Origin of the sequence: Rhodoferax sp. U2-2l (assembly GCF_020594515.1) — a bacterium.
Lineage (GTDB): Bacteria > Pseudomonadota > Gammaproteobacteria > Burkholderiales > Burkholderiaceae_C > Rhodoferax.
In genome coordinates this window covers 268906-284339 of record NZ_JAJCTH010000003.1, presented here as the reverse complement: position 1 = coordinate 284339, position 15434 = coordinate 268906, and the positions used below count along the sequence as shown (strand labels likewise).

Annotated in this window: 15 protein-coding genes; 5 read left to right on the top strand and 10 right to left on the bottom strand. The window is 63.5% G+C overall.

Going from position 1 to position 15434, the window contains the following annotated elements; translation table 11 throughout:
* Nucleotides 1–291: 291 nt before the first annotated feature.
* Nucleotides 292–1074 carry a DeoR/GlpR family DNA-binding transcription regulator gene (locus tag LHU53_RS04440; protein WP_227330878.1) on the bottom strand — a complete coding sequence of 261 codons (783 nt, stop codon included), beginning with the start codon at nucleotides 1072–1074 and terminating at the stop codon, nucleotides 292–294.
* Nucleotides 1075–1340: 266 nt separating this feature from the next.
* Complete coding sequence (locus LHU53_RS04435) at nucleotides 1341–2237, bottom strand: LysR family transcriptional regulator ArgP (protein WP_227330877.1); 897 nt, start codon at nucleotides 2235–2237, stop codon at nucleotides 1341–1343.
* A 75-nt stretch (nucleotides 2238–2312) separates the two neighbouring features.
* On the opposite strand from LHU53_RS04435, the gene LHU53_RS04430 reads away from it, so the two are divergent.
* Nucleotides 2313–2969 (top strand): LysE/ArgO family amino acid transporter, encoded by a 657-nt coding sequence (locus tag LHU53_RS04430; RefSeq protein ID WP_227330876.1) that lies wholly within the window; start codon nucleotides 2313–2315, stop codon nucleotides 2967–2969.
* Nucleotides 2970–3013: 44 nt separating this feature from the next.
* On the opposite strand, the gene LHU53_RS04425 is transcribed toward LHU53_RS04430, so the two are convergent.
* Complete coding sequence (locus tag LHU53_RS04425; RefSeq protein ID WP_227330875.1) at nucleotides 3014–4144, bottom strand: transglutaminase family protein; 1131 nt, start codon at nucleotides 4142–4144, stop codon at nucleotides 3014–3016.
* A 73-nt stretch (nucleotides 4145–4217) separates the two neighbouring features.
* Nucleotides 4218–4748 (bottom strand): TlpA disulfide reductase family protein, encoded by a 531-nt coding sequence (locus LHU53_RS04420; RefSeq protein ID WP_227330874.1) that lies wholly within the window; start codon nucleotides 4746–4748, stop codon nucleotides 4218–4220.
* Nucleotides 4749–4874: 126 nt separating this feature from the next.
* Here LHU53_RS04420 and LHU53_RS04415 point away from each other — a divergent pair, with 126 nt between their 5' ends.
* The 4 genes from LHU53_RS04415 (at nucleotide 4875) to LHU53_RS04400 (ending at nucleotide 9127) form a co-directional block, all read left to right on the top strand.
* Nucleotides 4875–6140, top strand: a complete 1266-nt coding sequence (locus LHU53_RS04415; protein WP_227330873.1) for a triacylglycerol lipase — start codon at nucleotides 4875–4877, stop codon at nucleotides 6138–6140.
* Nucleotides 6141–6223: 83 nt separating this feature from the next.
* Entirely contained in the window at nucleotides 6224–6718 is a 495-nt protein-coding gene (locus tag LHU53_RS04410) for a nuclear transport factor 2 family protein (RefSeq protein WP_227330872.1), read from the top strand.
* A 54-nt stretch (nucleotides 6719–6772) separates the two neighbouring features.
* Nucleotides 6773–7495 carry an SDR family NAD(P)-dependent oxidoreductase gene (locus tag LHU53_RS04405; RefSeq protein ID WP_227330871.1) on the top strand — a complete coding sequence of 241 codons (723 nt, stop codon included), beginning with the start codon at nucleotides 6773–6775 and terminating at the stop codon, nucleotides 7493–7495.
* 372 nt (nucleotides 7496–7867) lie between these two features.
* Nucleotides 7868–9127, top strand: coding sequence for a putative Na+/H+ antiporter (locus LHU53_RS04400; protein WP_227330870.1), 1260 nt, complete (start codon nucleotides 7868–7870; stop codon nucleotides 9125–9127).
* A gap of 227 nt (nucleotides 9128–9354) precedes the next feature.
* On the opposite strand, the gene LHU53_RS04395 is transcribed toward LHU53_RS04400, so the two are convergent.
* From LHU53_RS04395 to lptA, 6 genes are all read right to left on the bottom strand, one after another.
* Entirely contained in the window at nucleotides 9355–10158 is an 804-nt protein-coding gene (locus LHU53_RS04395; RefSeq protein WP_227330869.1) for a YecA family protein, read from the bottom strand.
* Nucleotides 10159–10284: 126 nt separating this feature from the next.
* Nucleotides 10285–10737, bottom strand: coding sequence for a putative toxin-antitoxin system toxin component, PIN family (locus LHU53_RS04390; protein ID WP_227330868.1), 453 nt, complete (start codon nucleotides 10735–10737; stop codon nucleotides 10285–10287).
* A complete protein-coding gene (locus tag LHU53_RS04385; protein WP_227330867.1) occupies nucleotides 10734–12110 on the bottom strand; it encodes a class I SAM-dependent RNA methyltransferase in 1377 nt (458 codons plus the stop codon). Before LHU53_RS04385 ends, LHU53_RS04390 begins: the two co-directional genes overlap by 4 nt.
* Nucleotides 12111–12327: 217 nt before the next feature.
* Nucleotides 12328–13926: an RNA polymerase factor sigma-54 gene (gene rpoN / locus LHU53_RS04380; protein ID WP_227330866.1), complete on the bottom strand. Its 1599-nt coding sequence runs from the start codon at nucleotides 13924–13926 to the stop codon at nucleotides 12328–12330.
* The gene (gene lptB, locus LHU53_RS04375) at nucleotides 13926–14753 is read right to left on the bottom strand and encodes an LPS export ABC transporter ATP-binding protein (RefSeq protein ID WP_227330865.1); all 828 of its coding nucleotides are present in this window, start codon (nucleotides 14751–14753) and stop codon (nucleotides 13926–13928) included. The genes rpoN and lptB overlap by 1 nt, the downstream gene beginning before the upstream one ends.
* A complete protein-coding gene (lptA, locus tag LHU53_RS04370; RefSeq protein ID WP_227330864.1) occupies nucleotides 14750–15382 on the bottom strand; it encodes a lipopolysaccharide transport periplasmic protein LptA in 633 nt (210 codons plus the stop codon). The genes lptB and lptA overlap by 4 nt, the downstream gene beginning before the upstream one ends.
* Between the last annotated feature and the right edge of the window lie 52 nt (nucleotides 15383–15434).

The following is a 15434-nucleotide window of genomic DNA, read 5'->3' as shown; positions in this document are numbered from 1 at the left end:
GACATGCCGATGGATGAAAAGTTCCTTGCATGAGCCAACAACACACCTCTCACTCTGTTCGTTTGGTCTGTGTTATTAGTTTGAGTATTGTCATTTTACACACAATATCAATCAAAGTCGAACATGATTGACCTTGTTTTCCTTTGAGCTTGGAATTTGGAATTGGGTGATCAGGACGACGAGGGAAGCTGGCGGCAAGGCGCCCGCGGGCAAGCGCAACGGGCCGCCAAGACGTCGGCTCGTCCGGGTGGCGTCAGGCAAGCCGAGACGCTGCGGCCTCACCGCCGCGAATCACATGCCGTCGGCGTAGACCAGCGTGATACCGGCGGCCATGGCTGCCGCGATGCCTTGCGACGACAGGCCCCGGTCAACGACCCAGCGGCTGACACCATTGAACGGCACGATGGTGGCAAAGGACTCCTGCCCCCACTTGCCGCTGTCGCAGATCGACACCACGCTCTTGCTGCGCGCCACCACGGCACGCTTGACGGTGGCCTCGACCATGCTGGAGTTGGTCCAGCCAGCGTGGCTGTCCACCGCGCCCGGGGCCAGGAAGAACACGTCGATGTTGAGGTTGGCAATCTGCGCCAGCGCCACCGGCCCGACCGTGCTCAGGGTGTTCTGGTAAATGTCCCCGCCAATCAACTGGAGCTGGTACGGGGTGCGGCCCGCCAGTTCACTGGCGATGCCGATGCCGTGGGTGACGATGGTCAGGTCGCTCACCTGGGGCAGGCCCTGGGCAATGGCTCGGGCCATTTCGCAGGCGGTGGTGCCGGCGTCCAGATACACCGTCTGGCCGCTTTTGAGCAAGCGCGTGGCAGCCCTGCCCACCGACTGTTTTGGCGCCTGGTCCTGCGCCAAGCGCTGGGCGTAACCCACCTCTTGGTTCAGCAGCACGGCACCCCCGTGCACCCGGCGCAACAGGCCGCGCTTTTCCAGCTCGGCCAGATCCCGGCGCAGCGTCATCTCGGAGGACTGCAACTGCTCAGACAGCTGTTTGGTGCGGCATTCACCCCGGGCGGAGAGGGCCGCCATGATCAGCTCCTGGCGATGGTCGGCAAGGTATTCAGCCATGGTGTGTCTTCCTGCCGTTGTGTGGCGGTTTTGTTAACGTGAAAAACTGGGGGCTGTCATCCCGGACCTGACCCGCCTTCCATGAACCCGAGGCCATGGATGGCGGATCGGTGCTCGCCATGACTGCCACATTGGCCGCTTTTGGCTTGGCAGCCATGACAGTGCGTTTGGAAATGTGCGTGTTGCCAAAATTCCAACAAATTCGAACAGCCACCGAATTATCACCAAAAAAAGCACCCATCCACCCGCCACCGTTGAACAGGCTTTTACCGCTGGACCAACGCCGCACTGGCCGCCGCCAGCACCTCGCGGGTCAAGCCCGCCAGCAACGACGAGGTGGCGCGCGCCTGCTGCCAGTACAGTGGCACATCCAGGGGCGTGTCAGGCACCAATTCCACCAGCGATCCGTCTGCCAGATGTCCGGCCACCAGTTCCTGCGGATGCAGGCCCCAGCCCATCCCCGCGACGGCTGCCGTCACAAACGCCTGCGGCGACGGCAGCGTGTGCCGGGGCAATTCGACGTGCCGATGGCACAGGCGCTGCACCCAGCGGGCCTGCAACTCATCCTTGGTGTTGAACACCAGGCTGGGTGCGTCGGTCAGGCTGGCCACCCCCACCCCTTTGGCGAAATAACGCGCCACCAGGCCGGGGCTGGCCACCGCCAGGTAGCGCATGGCGCCCAGCGGGCGGCTGTTGCAACCCGCTGCTTGGCGGGCCGTGCCGGTCACGGCGGCCAGCACGGTGCCTGAGCGCAACCAGTCGGCCGTGTGGTCCTGGTCATCCACCGCAATGGCCATCAGCACCGGCGCATCGGCCGCAAAACGCGCCATGGCCGGGGCAAACCAGGTGGCCAGGCTGTCGGCGTTGACCGCCACCGGCAGCGGCACCCGTACCGCGCCGTCGTGCGTCAGCGTGGGCAATTCACCGTGCAATTCGTGCTCCAGCAGCCGCACCCGGTCCACATGCTGGCACAGGCGGCGCCCGGTCTCGGTGGCACCACACGGCGCGCCACGCACCACCAGGGCACAACCGACCTGCTCCTCCAGCAACCGGATGCGCTGCGACACGGCTGACGGTGTCACATGCAGCGCGCGGGCGGCGCGCTCAAAACTGCCTTCGCGCACCACGGCAGCCAGCGCAGACAAAGAGGCGTAGTCCATCATGACGTTAGTTTTTCTTAACGAGGTGCAGGAAAGATAGTTTGTCTTGATTCTAGAAAGCAGGCAAGCTCGGCCCCCATGCCCAACCAAGCCGCCCTCCTTTCTGCTGTCGCACCTGCTTTTGTGCAGGGTCTGTCCTTGAGCCTGGGGCTGATCGTGGCCATTGGCGCCCAAAACGCGTTTGTGCTGCGCCAAGGCTTGCGCCGCGAACACGTGGGCAGCGTGGTGGCGTTTTGTGCCTTGGCCGACGCGGTGCTGATCAGCGCCGGCGTGATGGGCATGGCCCAGGCCCTGGGGGAGCGCCCGGGCGTGGCCCGCTCTCTGGCGCTGGCGGGCGCTGCTTTTTTGGCGGTTTACGGTTGGCAGGCGTTACGCCGGGCGCGGCAGCCCCACCAGCTGCGGGCGGCAAACGGGGGCGCAGGCCTGAGCTTGGCGGGCGCCTTCAGCCAGGCTGCGGCCTTCACGCTGCTCAATCCGCACGTGTATCTGGACACGGTTCTGCTGGTTGGCAGCATCGGGGCGCAACAACCTGCGGCGTTAAGGCCGTGGTTTGTGACCGGCGCCTGTGTCGCCAGCCTGGCCTGGTTCGGCTTGCTGGGGTTTGGCGCCCGTTGGTTGGCGCCCTGGTTTGCCCGGCCCCGGGCCTGGCAGCTGCTGGACGGCCTGATCGGGCTAACGATGTGGGTGCTGGCCGCTTTGCTGGTGCGGCATGTGCTGACGGCCAGCGGGGGCTAAAACGGGCAGGCGCCAAGCCCGCCCTGGCGTTCGGCGGGTCAGCGTCAAGACGGGGTCACGATCTCCCGGGCGCTGATCTGGTATTTGAAGTCGTCCGGCGCGTATGAGTTGAAGCGCCCTGAGGCGTCTTCGCCCACCGGGTACATGAAGAAGCCCAGCGTTTCGCCTTTCGAATGGGGCAGCTTCACATCATGCGCCATGTTGTAGGCCATCCAGTTGCCTTCCCAGCCACCAAACAGCGCGCTGTTCACCGGCTTCACGATGGGGTTTTGCGGCGACTTGATCCACTCGGGGGTTTCCTGGCGCATCACCTTGGTCACGTCGGCCGGGTCCATGGCTACCCAGCCGTGGCCCTGAAGGTAGACCTCGGCCCGGCAGTGCTGCGCACCCTTCAGGCTGGCCGGGTTGCCACCCAGTTCCTTGTAGCCAAAAGCGGAGGGCACCAGACGCAGGCCATAAACATCCCGCGCGGGCAGCCCGATGGCGCGGCACATCCCCACAAACAGGGCGTTGAGGTCAGCACACTTGCCACCCAGGTTGCCAGTTTCCAGCATGGTCTTGATGTCGCCCTCGCCACAGCCTTTCACCTTGGGTTCACGGAACGTGTTGGCCACGATCCAGTCGTACAACTTTTGCGCCCTGTCCACGTCGGTTCGGGCACCCTGCGTGGCTGCCAACGCGGTTTGACGCACGATGCCATCGGTGGGCAGCAGGTCGGTCGGCTGGCGCCAGTAGGCCAGCGTGGCCGCGTCTTCGGCCGGGCTGCGCTTGGCTTGCCAGTCAACCGCACGATTCTGGGTCTGGATGCGGCTGGTCAGCTCCACGTAGGGTTTGGCTTCCTTCTCCGCAAATTCCACGTACAACATACGGGCGCCATACTGCCCATCGGCGGTCAACGTCGCCTGGCCGTTGCTGGTGTACGTGTGGTCCATGGATTTTTGCCAGTCGGTGTCAACCGAGGCCACAGGCAGCCAGACCCGCGCCGCCCCCTGCGGCGCCAGGATGTCAACCCGGGTGGTGACCTCAAACGTGCGCCATGAGCCCGGCTGGGGGGCAAACAGGCGATCGGCAGGTGACGCCGCTTGGGCGAAAGAGGCGGCAGGCAGTGCCGCGACAGTGGTCAGAGCCAGACTTTTCAAAAAAAGTCGGCGCGCGTGGGCGTGAACGGTGGTCATCCAAAGAACTCCGGAAAGGTTGCGAGGCCAGGTCGTCGGGGTAGGTGAAGGTACCCAGGTTGACCAACATCAATTATCGCCGCGCACCCTGTTGACTGACCGGGTCCAGCGGCTGCATCAAGGGCGCCAAAAGCTTGGCCGCTTGTGGGCCAGCCCAATCGAACTCGCCCCGCACCACACCCACCACACGGCCATCGGATGCCACCAGCACCGTGGTCGGGAAGACGCTCACCCCCCACGTCCGCGCCATCGTGCCCAGCGGGTCCAGCAACACGGGCAAGGTCAGGCTGTTGCGCTGGACGTAACGCTGAACCACGGTGCCGGACTCCTTGAAGTTCACCGCCAAAACCACCAGCTTGTCGCTCCCGTAGGCCTTGGGCAGCGACTGCAGCGAGGGCATTTCTGCCAGGCAGGGCGCACACCAACTGGCCCAAAAATTGATCAACACCGCTTTGCCGCGCAAATCGGCCAGTTGCCAGGTCTGGCCCTGCAGGTCAGTCCCCACCCACGCGCGTGCGGATTTGCCGGGGGGCCACGGCCGGATGTCGTAACCCTGCGCGTGGCCCGGCGCGCTGGACAACAACGCCGCAGCGGCAAGGATCAAGGGGCTAAAAGGGCGACAGATGGGCCAGAACAAGGGGGACTCTCAGGGTGGTGCCGTTAATGTAGCCGCGGCCAAGCATGGGGCAAGCTCCCTAGCCTTCCCCGGTGCGCCTGTGCACAATGGCGCATGACTCAACCTCTGCACAAACGCCCGGCCCACCATCTGCGCGCCTCGGACCTGCGGGCGGCCGCCCAACTGGCCACCCAGGCCACCCACGCCATCACCCGCATCAGCGAGGGTGTGCACCAGTCGGTTTGGCGCACGCTCGGCGCCCCCAGCGGCGCCACCGCCGCCCGCACGCGCGGCCTGACCGGGCTGGTCTACCAGAGCATCACTGGTGTGACCGCGCTGATCGGGCGTGGTGTGGACAGCGCCCTGACCCGGCTGGAACCCCTGCTGCAGCGGCTGGAAAACCAAGGTGACGCCTCGCCCGAACGGCTGGCGGTGGTGGCCGCCTTCAACGGCGTGATGGGCGACCGGCTGGCCGCCAGCCACAACCCGCTGGCGCTGCCCATGACCCCGCTGTTCAAGGCGCCCGCCGCCAAGGCACCCCAAAGGCTGGACGCCTATCTGGCACAAGACAACCCGAGCGCCCACGTCACACCCAAGCTGCTGCTGGTCATCCACGGCCTGTGCATGAACGACCTGCAGTGGACCACCGAGCACCAGGGTCAGCCGGTCAACCATGCCGACGCTTTGGCCAGCGCGCTGGGCTGCACCCCCGTTTACCTGCGTTACAACAGCGGGCTGCACGTGTCGCAAAACGGCCGCGAACTGGCCCGGCAACTGGAACACCTGGTGAAGCGCTGGCCGACAGCGCTGGCGCAGATCACCGTGCTAGCGCACAGCATGGGCGGGCTGTTGATCCGCAGCGCGCTGTATTACGCGCAGCAGGACGCGCTGACCTGGCCGCAGCGGGTCAAACACCTCGTTTTTCTGGGCACACCGCACCACGGCGCACCGCTGGAGCGCGCGGGCAACTGGGTGGATGTGATGCTGGGCAGCACGCCCTACAGCCGCCCGTTTGCCAAACTGGGTCAATTGCGCAGCGCCGGTGTGACCGACCTGCGCTACGGTCACCTGCTGGACGTGGACTGGCACGGCCACGACCGGTTTCACCGAAAACCCGACAGCCGCCAAGCCGTCCCCCTGCCTGACGGTATCGCCTGCTTCACCGTGGCCGCCACCGCAGCCACCCAACGCGGCACGCTGGCCGACCGCCTGCTGGGCGACGGCCTGGTGCCCCTGCCCAGCGCGCTGGGGCAGCACAAAGACCCGACGCGCTGCCTGCACTTTGCCCCCGATCACCAGCTGATCCTGTACCGCACCTACCACCTGCAACTGCTCAGCAGCCCGCAAGTGACGCGGCAGCTGATCCAGTGGCTGGCGTGACGCACAGCCTCCGCCCCAAACCCGGGCCTTGGCGATGGCCTGCGACATTCGTTGAAAATGCCCTGTCATCCACCTGAACCGCCATGCACCCCAATTTACAGACCCTGACCCGCTTTTACGCCGCCTTTGCCGCCCTGGACGCCGATGCCATGGGCAGTTGCTACAGCTTGGACGCCACTTTTGACGACCCCGCCTTCTCGCTCAAAGCCCAGCACGAGATCGCGGGCATGTGGCACATGTTGTGCAACGCCGCCCGGGGCCACGGCAAGCAGGACTGGCGGCTGGATGTCAGCAACCTGCACGCCGACGACCACACCGGGCACGCCCACTGGGAGGCGCACTACGTTTTTAGCGCCAACAAGCGGCCGGTGCACAACATCGTCGAGGCCGACTTCACCTTCACCCCCGAGGGGCTGATTGCCAGCCACCGCGACCGGTTCGACTTCTGGCGCTGGTCACGCCAGGCGCTGGGCATGGGCGGCTGGGTGCTGGGCTGGGCGCCGTTTTTCAACAAACAGGTGCGCGTGCAAACCCGCGCCGCGCTGGACCGGTTTCTGGCCCAAAACCCTCGGAATTGAACGCCTCAGCAAAACGGCCAACCGCGTTCAATCGCCACGTATTTGGATAGCCGCATGAACCACACTGACGCGGGTTGCCGGGCACTCGGCGTGGTCATCGGCGCCAGCGGTGGCATCGGTGCGGCGCTGCTGGCGCAACTCCAGGCCGACCCGCGTTTTACGCTGGCGCTGGGCCTGTCGCGCCGCAGCATGCCGGCGCTGGACTTGCTCGATGAAGCGAGCATCGCCGCCGCTGCCAGCTACGTCAAAACCCTGTTGCAGGAAAAGTCGCTGACATTGGACTTGGTGCTGGACGCCACCGGCATGCTGCACACGCCCACGCATCAGCCCGAAAAAAGCTGGGTGCAGCTCGATGCCACGCAGATGGCGCAGGCGTTTGCCATCAACGCCATTGGCCCGGCGCTGCTGATGAAACACTTTTTGCCGCTGCTGCCGCGCGAAGGCAGACCGGTGTTTGCCACGTTGTCGGCCAAGGTCGGCAGCATCGGCGACAACCGGCTGGGCGGCTGGTACAGCTACCGCGCCAGCAAAGCCGCGCTGAACCAATTGGTGCACACAGCGGCGATCGAGTTGCGGCGGCGTGCGCCGCAGGCGATTTGCGTGGCGCTGCACCCAGGCACGGTGCACAGCGCGCTGTCGCAACCGTTTGCCAAAACCGGCCTTCACGTGCGCCAGCCTGACGTGGCCGCCACCGAGTTGCTGGCGACCTTAGGCACCTTGAAGCCGGAGGACTCCGGCGGGTTTTTCAGTTATGACGGGGAAGCGCTGCCTTGGTGAAGGTGTCACCCCAATTGCAGCAGATGCGTCATGAGCCTCAAGCTCTCGTGAGCCGTTCTTCGGCTTTCTCGCGGGTGAAGCCTTCACAACTTCAACGCCAAGGCGTTGGCACGCGCGTCGGTTTCAACTTGCTGGTCATGGGGGCCTACAGCCACTCACCATTGCGGAGCCTGTTTATGGGAAGCAAGACCTCCGAGATGCTTAAAACATCCCAGGTGGCGACACTGTTACTGCGCTGATTGCGCCATTTACGAGATGATGTCCTGCGAGGACCTCAACTAAACTACTTACGGGTGCTGCAGCAGGGATTTGTTGCAGCAGGTTCACGCGACGGTCGGGCCGCCTCGCGGCTTTGTCACACATGAAAACCCGATGCCCAATATTTCAATCGAACAGATTGCGGCTGCACTATTTGCAGTCGCTCTTATCCACACATTTTCCGCCAAGCTATTTGAACGGCTGTCTTACCGCTACCCCCGACACGCAGGCCTTCTGCATTTGCTGGGAGAAGTCGAAGTCGTCTTCGGCTTCTGGGCCATCGTGCTGGTCTTTGCCATGGCCGTGGTGAGTGGCGGCAGTGAGGCGCTGGCCTACGCCGAGTCCCGGAAATACACCGAACCCCTGTTTGTCTTTGTGGTGATGGTGATCGCAGCATCCAAACCGGTGCTGCATGTGGTTATGGCTACGGTCAACGCCCTTGCTCGACTTTTGCCGGTCCGTCGATCACTGGCCACGGCGTGGCTGGGATTGGCCGCGGTACCGCTGTTTGGGTCTGCGATCACAGAGCCTGCAGCCATGACGATTGCAGCGCTTATGTTGGCTCCCCAGATTTTTAGACCGGATGTGCCAGAACGGGTGAAATACCTGGCTCTGGGCGTGCTGTTTGTCAATATTTCCATCGGCGGGACGCTGACATCCTTTGCCGCGCCGCCTGTGCTGATGGTTGCTTCGACATGGAATTGGACGTCTGCATTCATGCTGGCCACGTTTGGCTGGAAAGCGGCCATTGCCGTGCTGGTGAACGCCAGCATTGCCGTCTTCGTGCTGAGAAGGCACCTGCCAGAGATTGATGCCCGATTGGAGGGCTCCGGCGAAGGCAGCATGCCCATGCCCTTGGTGGCCGTCCATTTGACCTTCCTGGCTTCGGTGGTGGCACTCGCACACCATCCGGTGGCCTTCCTGGGTCTGTTTCTGATGTTTTTGGGGGTAACCCAGGCGTACGAGCGCTATCAGAACCAGCTCATCGTCAAAGAGGCGCTGCTTGTCGCGTTTTTCCTGGCGGGGTTGGTTGTGCTGGGCGGCATGCAGCAGTGGTGGCTCCAGCCCATCGTTTCCGGTATGTCTCCCAAGGTACTCTTCTTTGGTGCCACCGCCTTGACGGCATTGACGGACAACGCGGCTTTGACCTACCTTGGTTCGCTCATTGAGGGGATTTCAGACGAGGCCAAGTACAACTTGGTTGCGGGTGCAGTTGCCGGCGGTGGATTGACTGTGATTGCCAATGCACCCAATCCCGCCGGCGTTGCGTTGCTTCGTCGAGGTTTCGCTGATGAATCAATTGGGGCGGGCGAATTGCTAGTGGGTGCCTTGCTGCCGACATTGATCGCGGTTGCCGCATTCGCGCTCCTGTAAGCGACACCACTGACTCAGCAGGAACCAGCAATGCCACCCTTTTGGGGCAGGGTAAATCAGGTTACCGACGAATTGAACATCTCCCGCCACCCGCAGGCGCTGCTGAAACTTCGCGAACCCTCGCAGCGAACCAATTGCGTTGCATCTGCAGCGCTCTGATGCTTAAAGGCGGGGGGTAGTCGCAACATGCCCCTGGATTGAGGCGCTATGCCTTCAACAGCAATCTCTCAGTTGGCCCCGCAGCACTTCTTGTACTTTTTGCCGCTGCCGCACGAACAGGCGTCGTTGCGGCCCGGGGTTTCGACGCGGAACACGGTTTCCACGCGCGGGCCGATGTGGCGCCAGACTTCGCGCAGGTCGTACACCGCCCACAGCGCGTCGGCAAAGTCGTTCAGTCGCTGCTCGCTCATGGTGGGCACGCCGTCTTGCTCAAATGCGCCCACGGTGGGTTCTGCCGTGTCGTCTTCGGTCAGGGTCACGATGCATTCCAACGCGGCGTTGATCACCTTGGCGGCTTCGCGGTCGCGCGGTGGCTCCCACTCTTCGGGCCAGTTTTCCACCGCGTACATGAAGCCGATGGCCCAGATCTGGCCAAAGGATGGGATCGGTGCATCACCCATTTCGGCGCGCTGCTCGGGGGTCAGGGCGGCAATGGCGCCGCGCAGGTCCATCACCTCGGGCTGGTAGGCGCGCTCGTCGTCCAGCGCCTCGATGGGGGTGTTGAGCGCGGTGGCCACCTCGTTCATGCGGCGGGTCCAAAGCGTCATGAAACGCTCAAACTGCGCGGTATCGGCAAACACCGAGCTGCCACAGGCCCCGGCAGGGTCAAAGCCCAATAGCACCGGCAGGTATTCGGCGGGCACCAATTCGCGGCGGCAGCACACCAGCGCGGCCAGAAAACCTTCGCAAAACTCCCACTGAGGGATCTCGTCGTCGCGCATGCGCAGGTCGTCCAGAATGGTGTCGAGTTCGTCGAAATGTTCAACGTCCAATGCGCTTTCAGGCGCGACTTGGGTGGTTTCAGAGGTCATGTTTGAAAATCAGAAATTAAATCAGCCCGTATTGTCCTCGGTGCGCCGGGGGTCGTCAAAGCAGCGTGAACTTGCCGACCGATGCGCGCCCGTGCCACGAACCCGCACGGATGATTTCACCGTGATTTAGAGCGCTTTCAGGGCGGTCACATCCCAGGTCAGAAGCCTTTTTTTCATGCAAAGCACGGCCTTGTCCTTGCTCAGCAAGGTGGCTTGGTAGGCCACCGCAAGGTCGATGAATTTCTGGTCGTCGGGGTCTTTGCAGGTCACGCGGGCTTTGGGCACCACGGGCACGATGCGGGCCTGGCCGTCAAACGCTGCCAGCACCTGCTCTGCGGTCAGTGCGTGATGCACGATGCTTTTGACGATTGCAGGGTAGGTGAGCACCCGCGCCAGCTCCTCGCGCATGGGCGCGGTGGCCAGCCATTGCAACTGGCCCGAGTCCAGGGCGCTTTGCAAGGGTGGCGTGGCCGGGTCGCGGAAGATCAGCAGGTCCAGGACGATGTTGGTGTCAACCACCACCGGCGCAGGCTGGGCGGCCTGGGGCCCGATCGTCTGGGTGGCAGCGATCAGGCTCACGCGGCGGGTTTGGGGCTGCGCTCACGCGCGGAGCCGGCCACCATGTCAAAACGGAACAAGCGGCATTCGATCGGGCCGTTCCACATCGGCACGCGGCGGGATTCTTTCAGGCGCATCTTGCTGGGCAGTTTGAGGTCGGGCGTGAGCATCCAGGCGGTCCAGCCCGAGTAGTTTTTCTTCCAATGGGTGGCGAGTTGGCTGAAGAACTCACCGCCGTTCTCGGTTTGGGGCAGTTCACGGGCGCCAAAACGGCCCTGCTGCAAATCAGCACCCTCTTCTGCACCACTATCGTCCTCGTAGCTGTCAGCCCTGTCGTTATAAGGGCTAGAGGCCTGTTTGGCATGTAATGGCGCACGTTCCATACGGCCACTGCGGGCCACACCGGCGACCTCGATTCGTTCACCATAGGGGGGGTTCAACAGCATCACACCACCACCGGCCTGGCTCACATCCATCGGCGGCATTCGTTGTAATGCGTCACCACCCCGGAACTCAATCACCTGGGCGACACCGGCGCGCTCGGCATTGCGCTGGGCAAAGTCGACCATACGGTGGGCCACATCGCTGCCAAACAGCAGCGGTTTTTGATCGGCGTCGGGCATCACCACGGCCTCTTGAGCTTCCTGCTTCATGGCCTCCCAGTCAGCCTTGCGGAACGGCAGGTATTTCTCGAAGGCAAAACGGCGCTGGCCACCGGCGGGCATGTTGCAGGCCATTTGGGCGGCTTCGATCAGGATGGTGCCGCTGCCGCAACACGGGTCGTACAGCGGCTGCAGGTCACCCTCACCGTCGAGCCAGCCGCTGGCGGCGATCATCGCGGCGGCCAGGGTTTCTTTCAGAGGGGCATCACCCTTGTCAACACGCCAGCCGCGTTTGAACAGCGGTTCACCCGAGGTGTCGATGTAGAGCGAACAACTGTCGGTGGTCAGGTGGGCGTAGATGCGCACATCGGGCCACTGGGTGTTGACATCGGGGCGCACGCCATTGGCCACGGTGCGAAAACGGTCACAGACGGCGTCCTTGATCTTGAGCGCGGCAAAGTTCAGGCTATTGAGCGGGCTGTGCTGGGCGGTGATCTCAACCTTGATGCTTTCACGCGGGGTGAACCAGCGCTCCCAGGTGACTTCGCTGGCGGCACGGTACAGGTCCTGCTCAGAGCGGTATTCGGTGTAACTGAGCAACACCAGCACGCGTTGCGCCAGGCGGCTGTAGAGGTTGAGCAGCATGGCGTGGGCAAAGCCGGTGCGCACCGCCACGCCACCACGTTGTTTGGTGATGCAGCCCGGCGGCAGCTCGGTGATGCGCAAGACCTCAGTAGCCAGGTAGTCTTCGACGCCAGCGGCGCAGGGCAGGAACAGTTGGAGTTGGTTCATGAATTACCTCAATAGGTTGAGGACAGATCTAATTTGCGCCGCAAATCTTGATCTGTCCTGCAAGGTCGAACAGCCGACATCCGACGAGATGTTGGGGACAGAGCAAATTTGCTCCGCAAATCTTGGTCTGTCCCGCAAGGCCGAACAGCCGACATCCGACGAGATGTTGGGGACAGAGCAAATTTGCTCCGCAAATCTTGGTCTGTCCCGCAAGGTCTCACAATTCCTTGCGCAACGATGCCGGGGCGATGCGCAGGCCTTCGCGGTATTTGGCCACGGTGCGGCGGGCGCATTCGATGCCCTGTTCCTTGAGCATGTCGGAGATCTGGTTGTCGGACAGCGGTTTTTTGGGGCTCTCGGCGGCGACAAACTGCTTGATCAGGGCGCGCACCGCAGTGCTGGACGCATTGCCGCCGGATTCGGTGCCCAGGCCCGAGCCAAAGAAGTACTTGAGCTCGAAGGTGCCGTAGGGCGTGGCCATGTATTTGGCGGTGGTGACGCGGCTGATGGTGGACTCGTGCAGGCCCAGCTCGTCGGCAATTTCGCGCAGCACCAGCGGGCGCATGGCCAGCTCGCCGTGGATGAAGAAGCTTTTTTGCCGCTCCACAATCGCGGTGGACACCCGCAGGATGGTATCAAAGCGCTGTTGGATGTTTTTGATGAACCAGCGTGCTTCTTGCAGCCGTTGCTGCAGCGCCAGCGCACTCGATGCCTCGCTGCCACCGGCCTTGTGGCCCTTGAGCGCGTTGGCGTAGATGTCGTGCACGCGCAGGCGCGGCATCACTTCGGGGTTCAGGCGCACGGTGAATTTGACGCCTGCGCCATTGCCCACCTTGACCACCAGCACATCGGGCACCACCACGTTGCGTTCCACGTCCACAAAACGCCGTCCGGGTTTGGGCTCGAGGCGGCTGATCAGGGTGATGGCGGCGCGCACGGCGGCATCGGTGGCGCCACACAGCGGCATCAGGTGTTTGATGTCGCGCCTGGCCAGCAGGTCCATCGGCTGGCGGCAGATGGCCAGGGCGACCTTGATCACGTCGGGGTCGAACTCGTCGCTCAGATCGGTGTTGCGCTGCAGGGCTTGCAGCTGCAGGCTCAGGCATTCAGCCAGGCCACGGGCACCCACGCCAGTCGGCTCCAGGCTTTGCAGCAGGCTCAGGGCCACGGTGAAGTGGTGGACCAGTTGTTCCAGCTGCTCCGGATCGTCCTCACCGGCCAGGCCACGGGCCAGCTCGTCGAGCGGGTCTTCCAGGTAACCGTCGTCGTTGAGCGACTCGATCAGGAAACGCAGTGCGGCACTGTCCTCCGCACTCAAGCGCAGCGCCAGCGCCTGGCGGTGCAAAAAGCTTTGCAGCGACTCCTGGTTGCGCGCCAGTTCGGTGGCGTCCATCTCGTCGTCACCGCTGAGATTGTTGCCACGGGCGGCGGCCTCGCCACCCCATTCGCCGTCGTCGGGGGCCAGGCTGACGGTGCCGTCGCCCTCCCAACTGGGGCTGTCCTCAGACGGCACCCGCGCCTCGTCGCCGTCGTTGTCGGCCTTGACCCGGGTCGTCTCCGGGTAGTCAGCGCCTGAGTAGGTTGTGACTTCCGATTCACGGTCGGCCTGGCTGACCGGCGCATCGGCTTGCGCCAGGCCAAACGACTCGCGCTCGGCTTCCTCGACGTTGCGCTCCAGGAACGGGTTGTCGTCCAGCATCTGATCCACCTCGCTGGAAAGCTCCAGGGTGGAGAGCTGCAACAGCCGAATGGACTGCTGCAACTGGGGCGTGAGCGCCAGATGCTGCGAGATGCGTAGGGACAGGCCTTGTTTCATCACATTCTGAAGTGTTCACCCAGGTACACCCGACGGACATCAGCGTCGTTGACGATGTCGGCGGGGGTGCCCTGCGCCAGCACGGTGCCGTCGCTGATGATGTAGGCGTGGTCGCAAATACCCAGGGTTTCGCGCACGTTGTGATCGGTGATCAGCACGCCAATGCCCCGGTTTTTCAGAAAACTGATGATGCGCTGGATCTCGATCACGGCAATCGGGTCGATCCCGGCAAACGGCTCATCGAGCAGGATGAAACTGGGCCGCGTGGCCAGCGCGCGGGCAATTTCCACCCGCCTGCGTTCACCGCCCGACAGTGACAGCGCGCTGGATTGGCGCAGGTGTTCCACCCGCAGGTCTTGCAGCAAGCCGGTCAGGCGCTTTTCAATCTCGGCCTCACCCAGCGGCCGCCCATGTTCGTCAAATTGCAGTTCCAGCACCGCCCGCACGTTGTCTTCGACATTGAGCTTGCGAAAGATCGACGACTCCTGCGGCAAATACCCCAGCCCCAGGCGCGCACGCCGGTGGATCGGCATGTGTTCGATGGATTGGCCGTCGATGGTGATGTCGCCCGCGCTGGCTCGCACCAGCCCGACGATCATGTAAAACGAGGTGGTTTTGCCAGCCCCATTGGGGCCGAGCAGCCCCACCACCTCACCCCGGCGCACCGCCAGAGAGACGTCTTTCACCACCTTGCGGCTGCCGTAAGACTTTTCCAGATGGTGCGCTTGCAGGCTGCGGTGGTCCGACCCAACGTCCAGCGGACGCCCGCGCGCCACGGTATCAGCTGCGACCGGGGGCACCGGGGTGACCACGCTGCGGCCTGTCATGGCTTGGGGGTCCCCAGGGTGCCGGCTTCACGCAGGGGCGTCGAGGCCGGGGCGGCGGGCGCGCTGGCTGCGGCGCTGTTGGGCGTCAGCATGGCCTTGACGCGACCCGCCGGCGCACCAGGCCGCCCGGTGCTGCCGACTTTGCCCGCGACAGGCGCGCCGTCCAGCGTGAACACGTCGGTGACATTGTTGTAAACAATCAAACCGGCATTGAATTCGTCGTTCATGACGGTGCCACGGTAACGGCGAAGCTGCGCGCTGCCGATGAACTTGACGGTGCCGTTGCGGCCGTCGTATTCGATGGTTTCACCCTCACCTTCGATGTACTCGTCCAGGCCTTCGCGCTTCTGGCGAAAAAAGGCCAGCTTGCCAGGCTCAGCCTTGACCACGCCATATTGAAAGCCATCGGGGTCTTGCCGCACATCCAGCGTAGCACCCCGGATCAGGATGGTGCCCTTGGTCAGCACCACCCGGCCGGTGAACACGCTGACCTGGCGGACATCGTCATAACGCAGGGCGTCCGCCTCCACATTCATGGGCTTGTTGCGGTCAGCCTTCTCACCCCACGCGGCAGGTGCCAGCAGGACCATCAGGACCATGACCAGTCGGGAGAGAAGGGTGTTATTCATAAAGGCACGAATCTTGCATGATTTATGCCTTGCATTGTAGCGGCCCAAAGCG

Coding starts and splice junctions, on each gene's coding strand:
- LHU53_RS04385 (WP_227330867.1), bottom strand. CDS start 12,110: ATGAACCAACTCCAACTGTTCCTGCCCTGCGCCGCTGGCGTCGAAGAC.
- lptB (WP_227330865.1), bottom strand. CDS start 14,753: ATGACAGGCCGCAGCGTGGTCACCCCGGTGCCCCCGGTCGCAGCTGAT.
- LHU53_RS04415 (WP_227330873.1), top strand. CDS start 4,875: ATGACTCAACCTCTGCACAAACGCCCGGCCCACCATCTGCGCGCCTCG.
- LHU53_RS04425 (WP_227330875.1), bottom strand. CDS start 4,144: ATGACCACCGTTCACGCCCACGCGCGCCGACTTTTTTTGAAAAGTCTG.
- lptA (WP_227330864.1), bottom strand. CDS start 15,382: ATGAATAACACCCTTCTCTCCCGACTGGTCATGGTCCTGATGGTCCTG.
- LHU53_RS04395 (WP_227330869.1), bottom strand. CDS start 10,158: ATGACCTCTGAAACCACCCAAGTCGCGCCTGAAAGCGCATTGGACGTT.
- LHU53_RS04410 (WP_227330872.1), top strand. CDS start 6,224: ATGCACCCCAATTTACAGACCCTGACCCGCTTTTACGCCGCCTTTGCC.
- rpoN (WP_227330866.1), bottom strand. CDS start 13,926: ATGAAACAAGGCCTGTCCCTACGCATCTCGCAGCATCTGGCGCTCACG.
- LHU53_RS04435 (WP_227330877.1), bottom strand. CDS start 2,237: ATGATGGACTACGCCTCTTTGTCTGCGCTGGCTGCCGTGGTGCGCGAA.
- LHU53_RS04400 (WP_227330870.1), top strand. CDS start 7,868: ATGCCCAATATTTCAATCGAACAGATTGCGGCTGCACTATTTGCAGTC.
- LHU53_RS04440 (WP_227330878.1), bottom strand. CDS start 1,074: ATGGCTGAATACCTTGCCGACCATCGCCAGGAGCTGATCATGGCGGCC.
- LHU53_RS04405 (WP_227330871.1), top strand. CDS start 6,773: ATGAACCACACTGACGCGGGTTGCCGGGCACTCGGCGTGGTCATCGGC.
- LHU53_RS04430 (WP_227330876.1), top strand. CDS start 2,313: ATGCCCAACCAAGCCGCCCTCCTTTCTGCTGTCGCACCTGCTTTTGTG.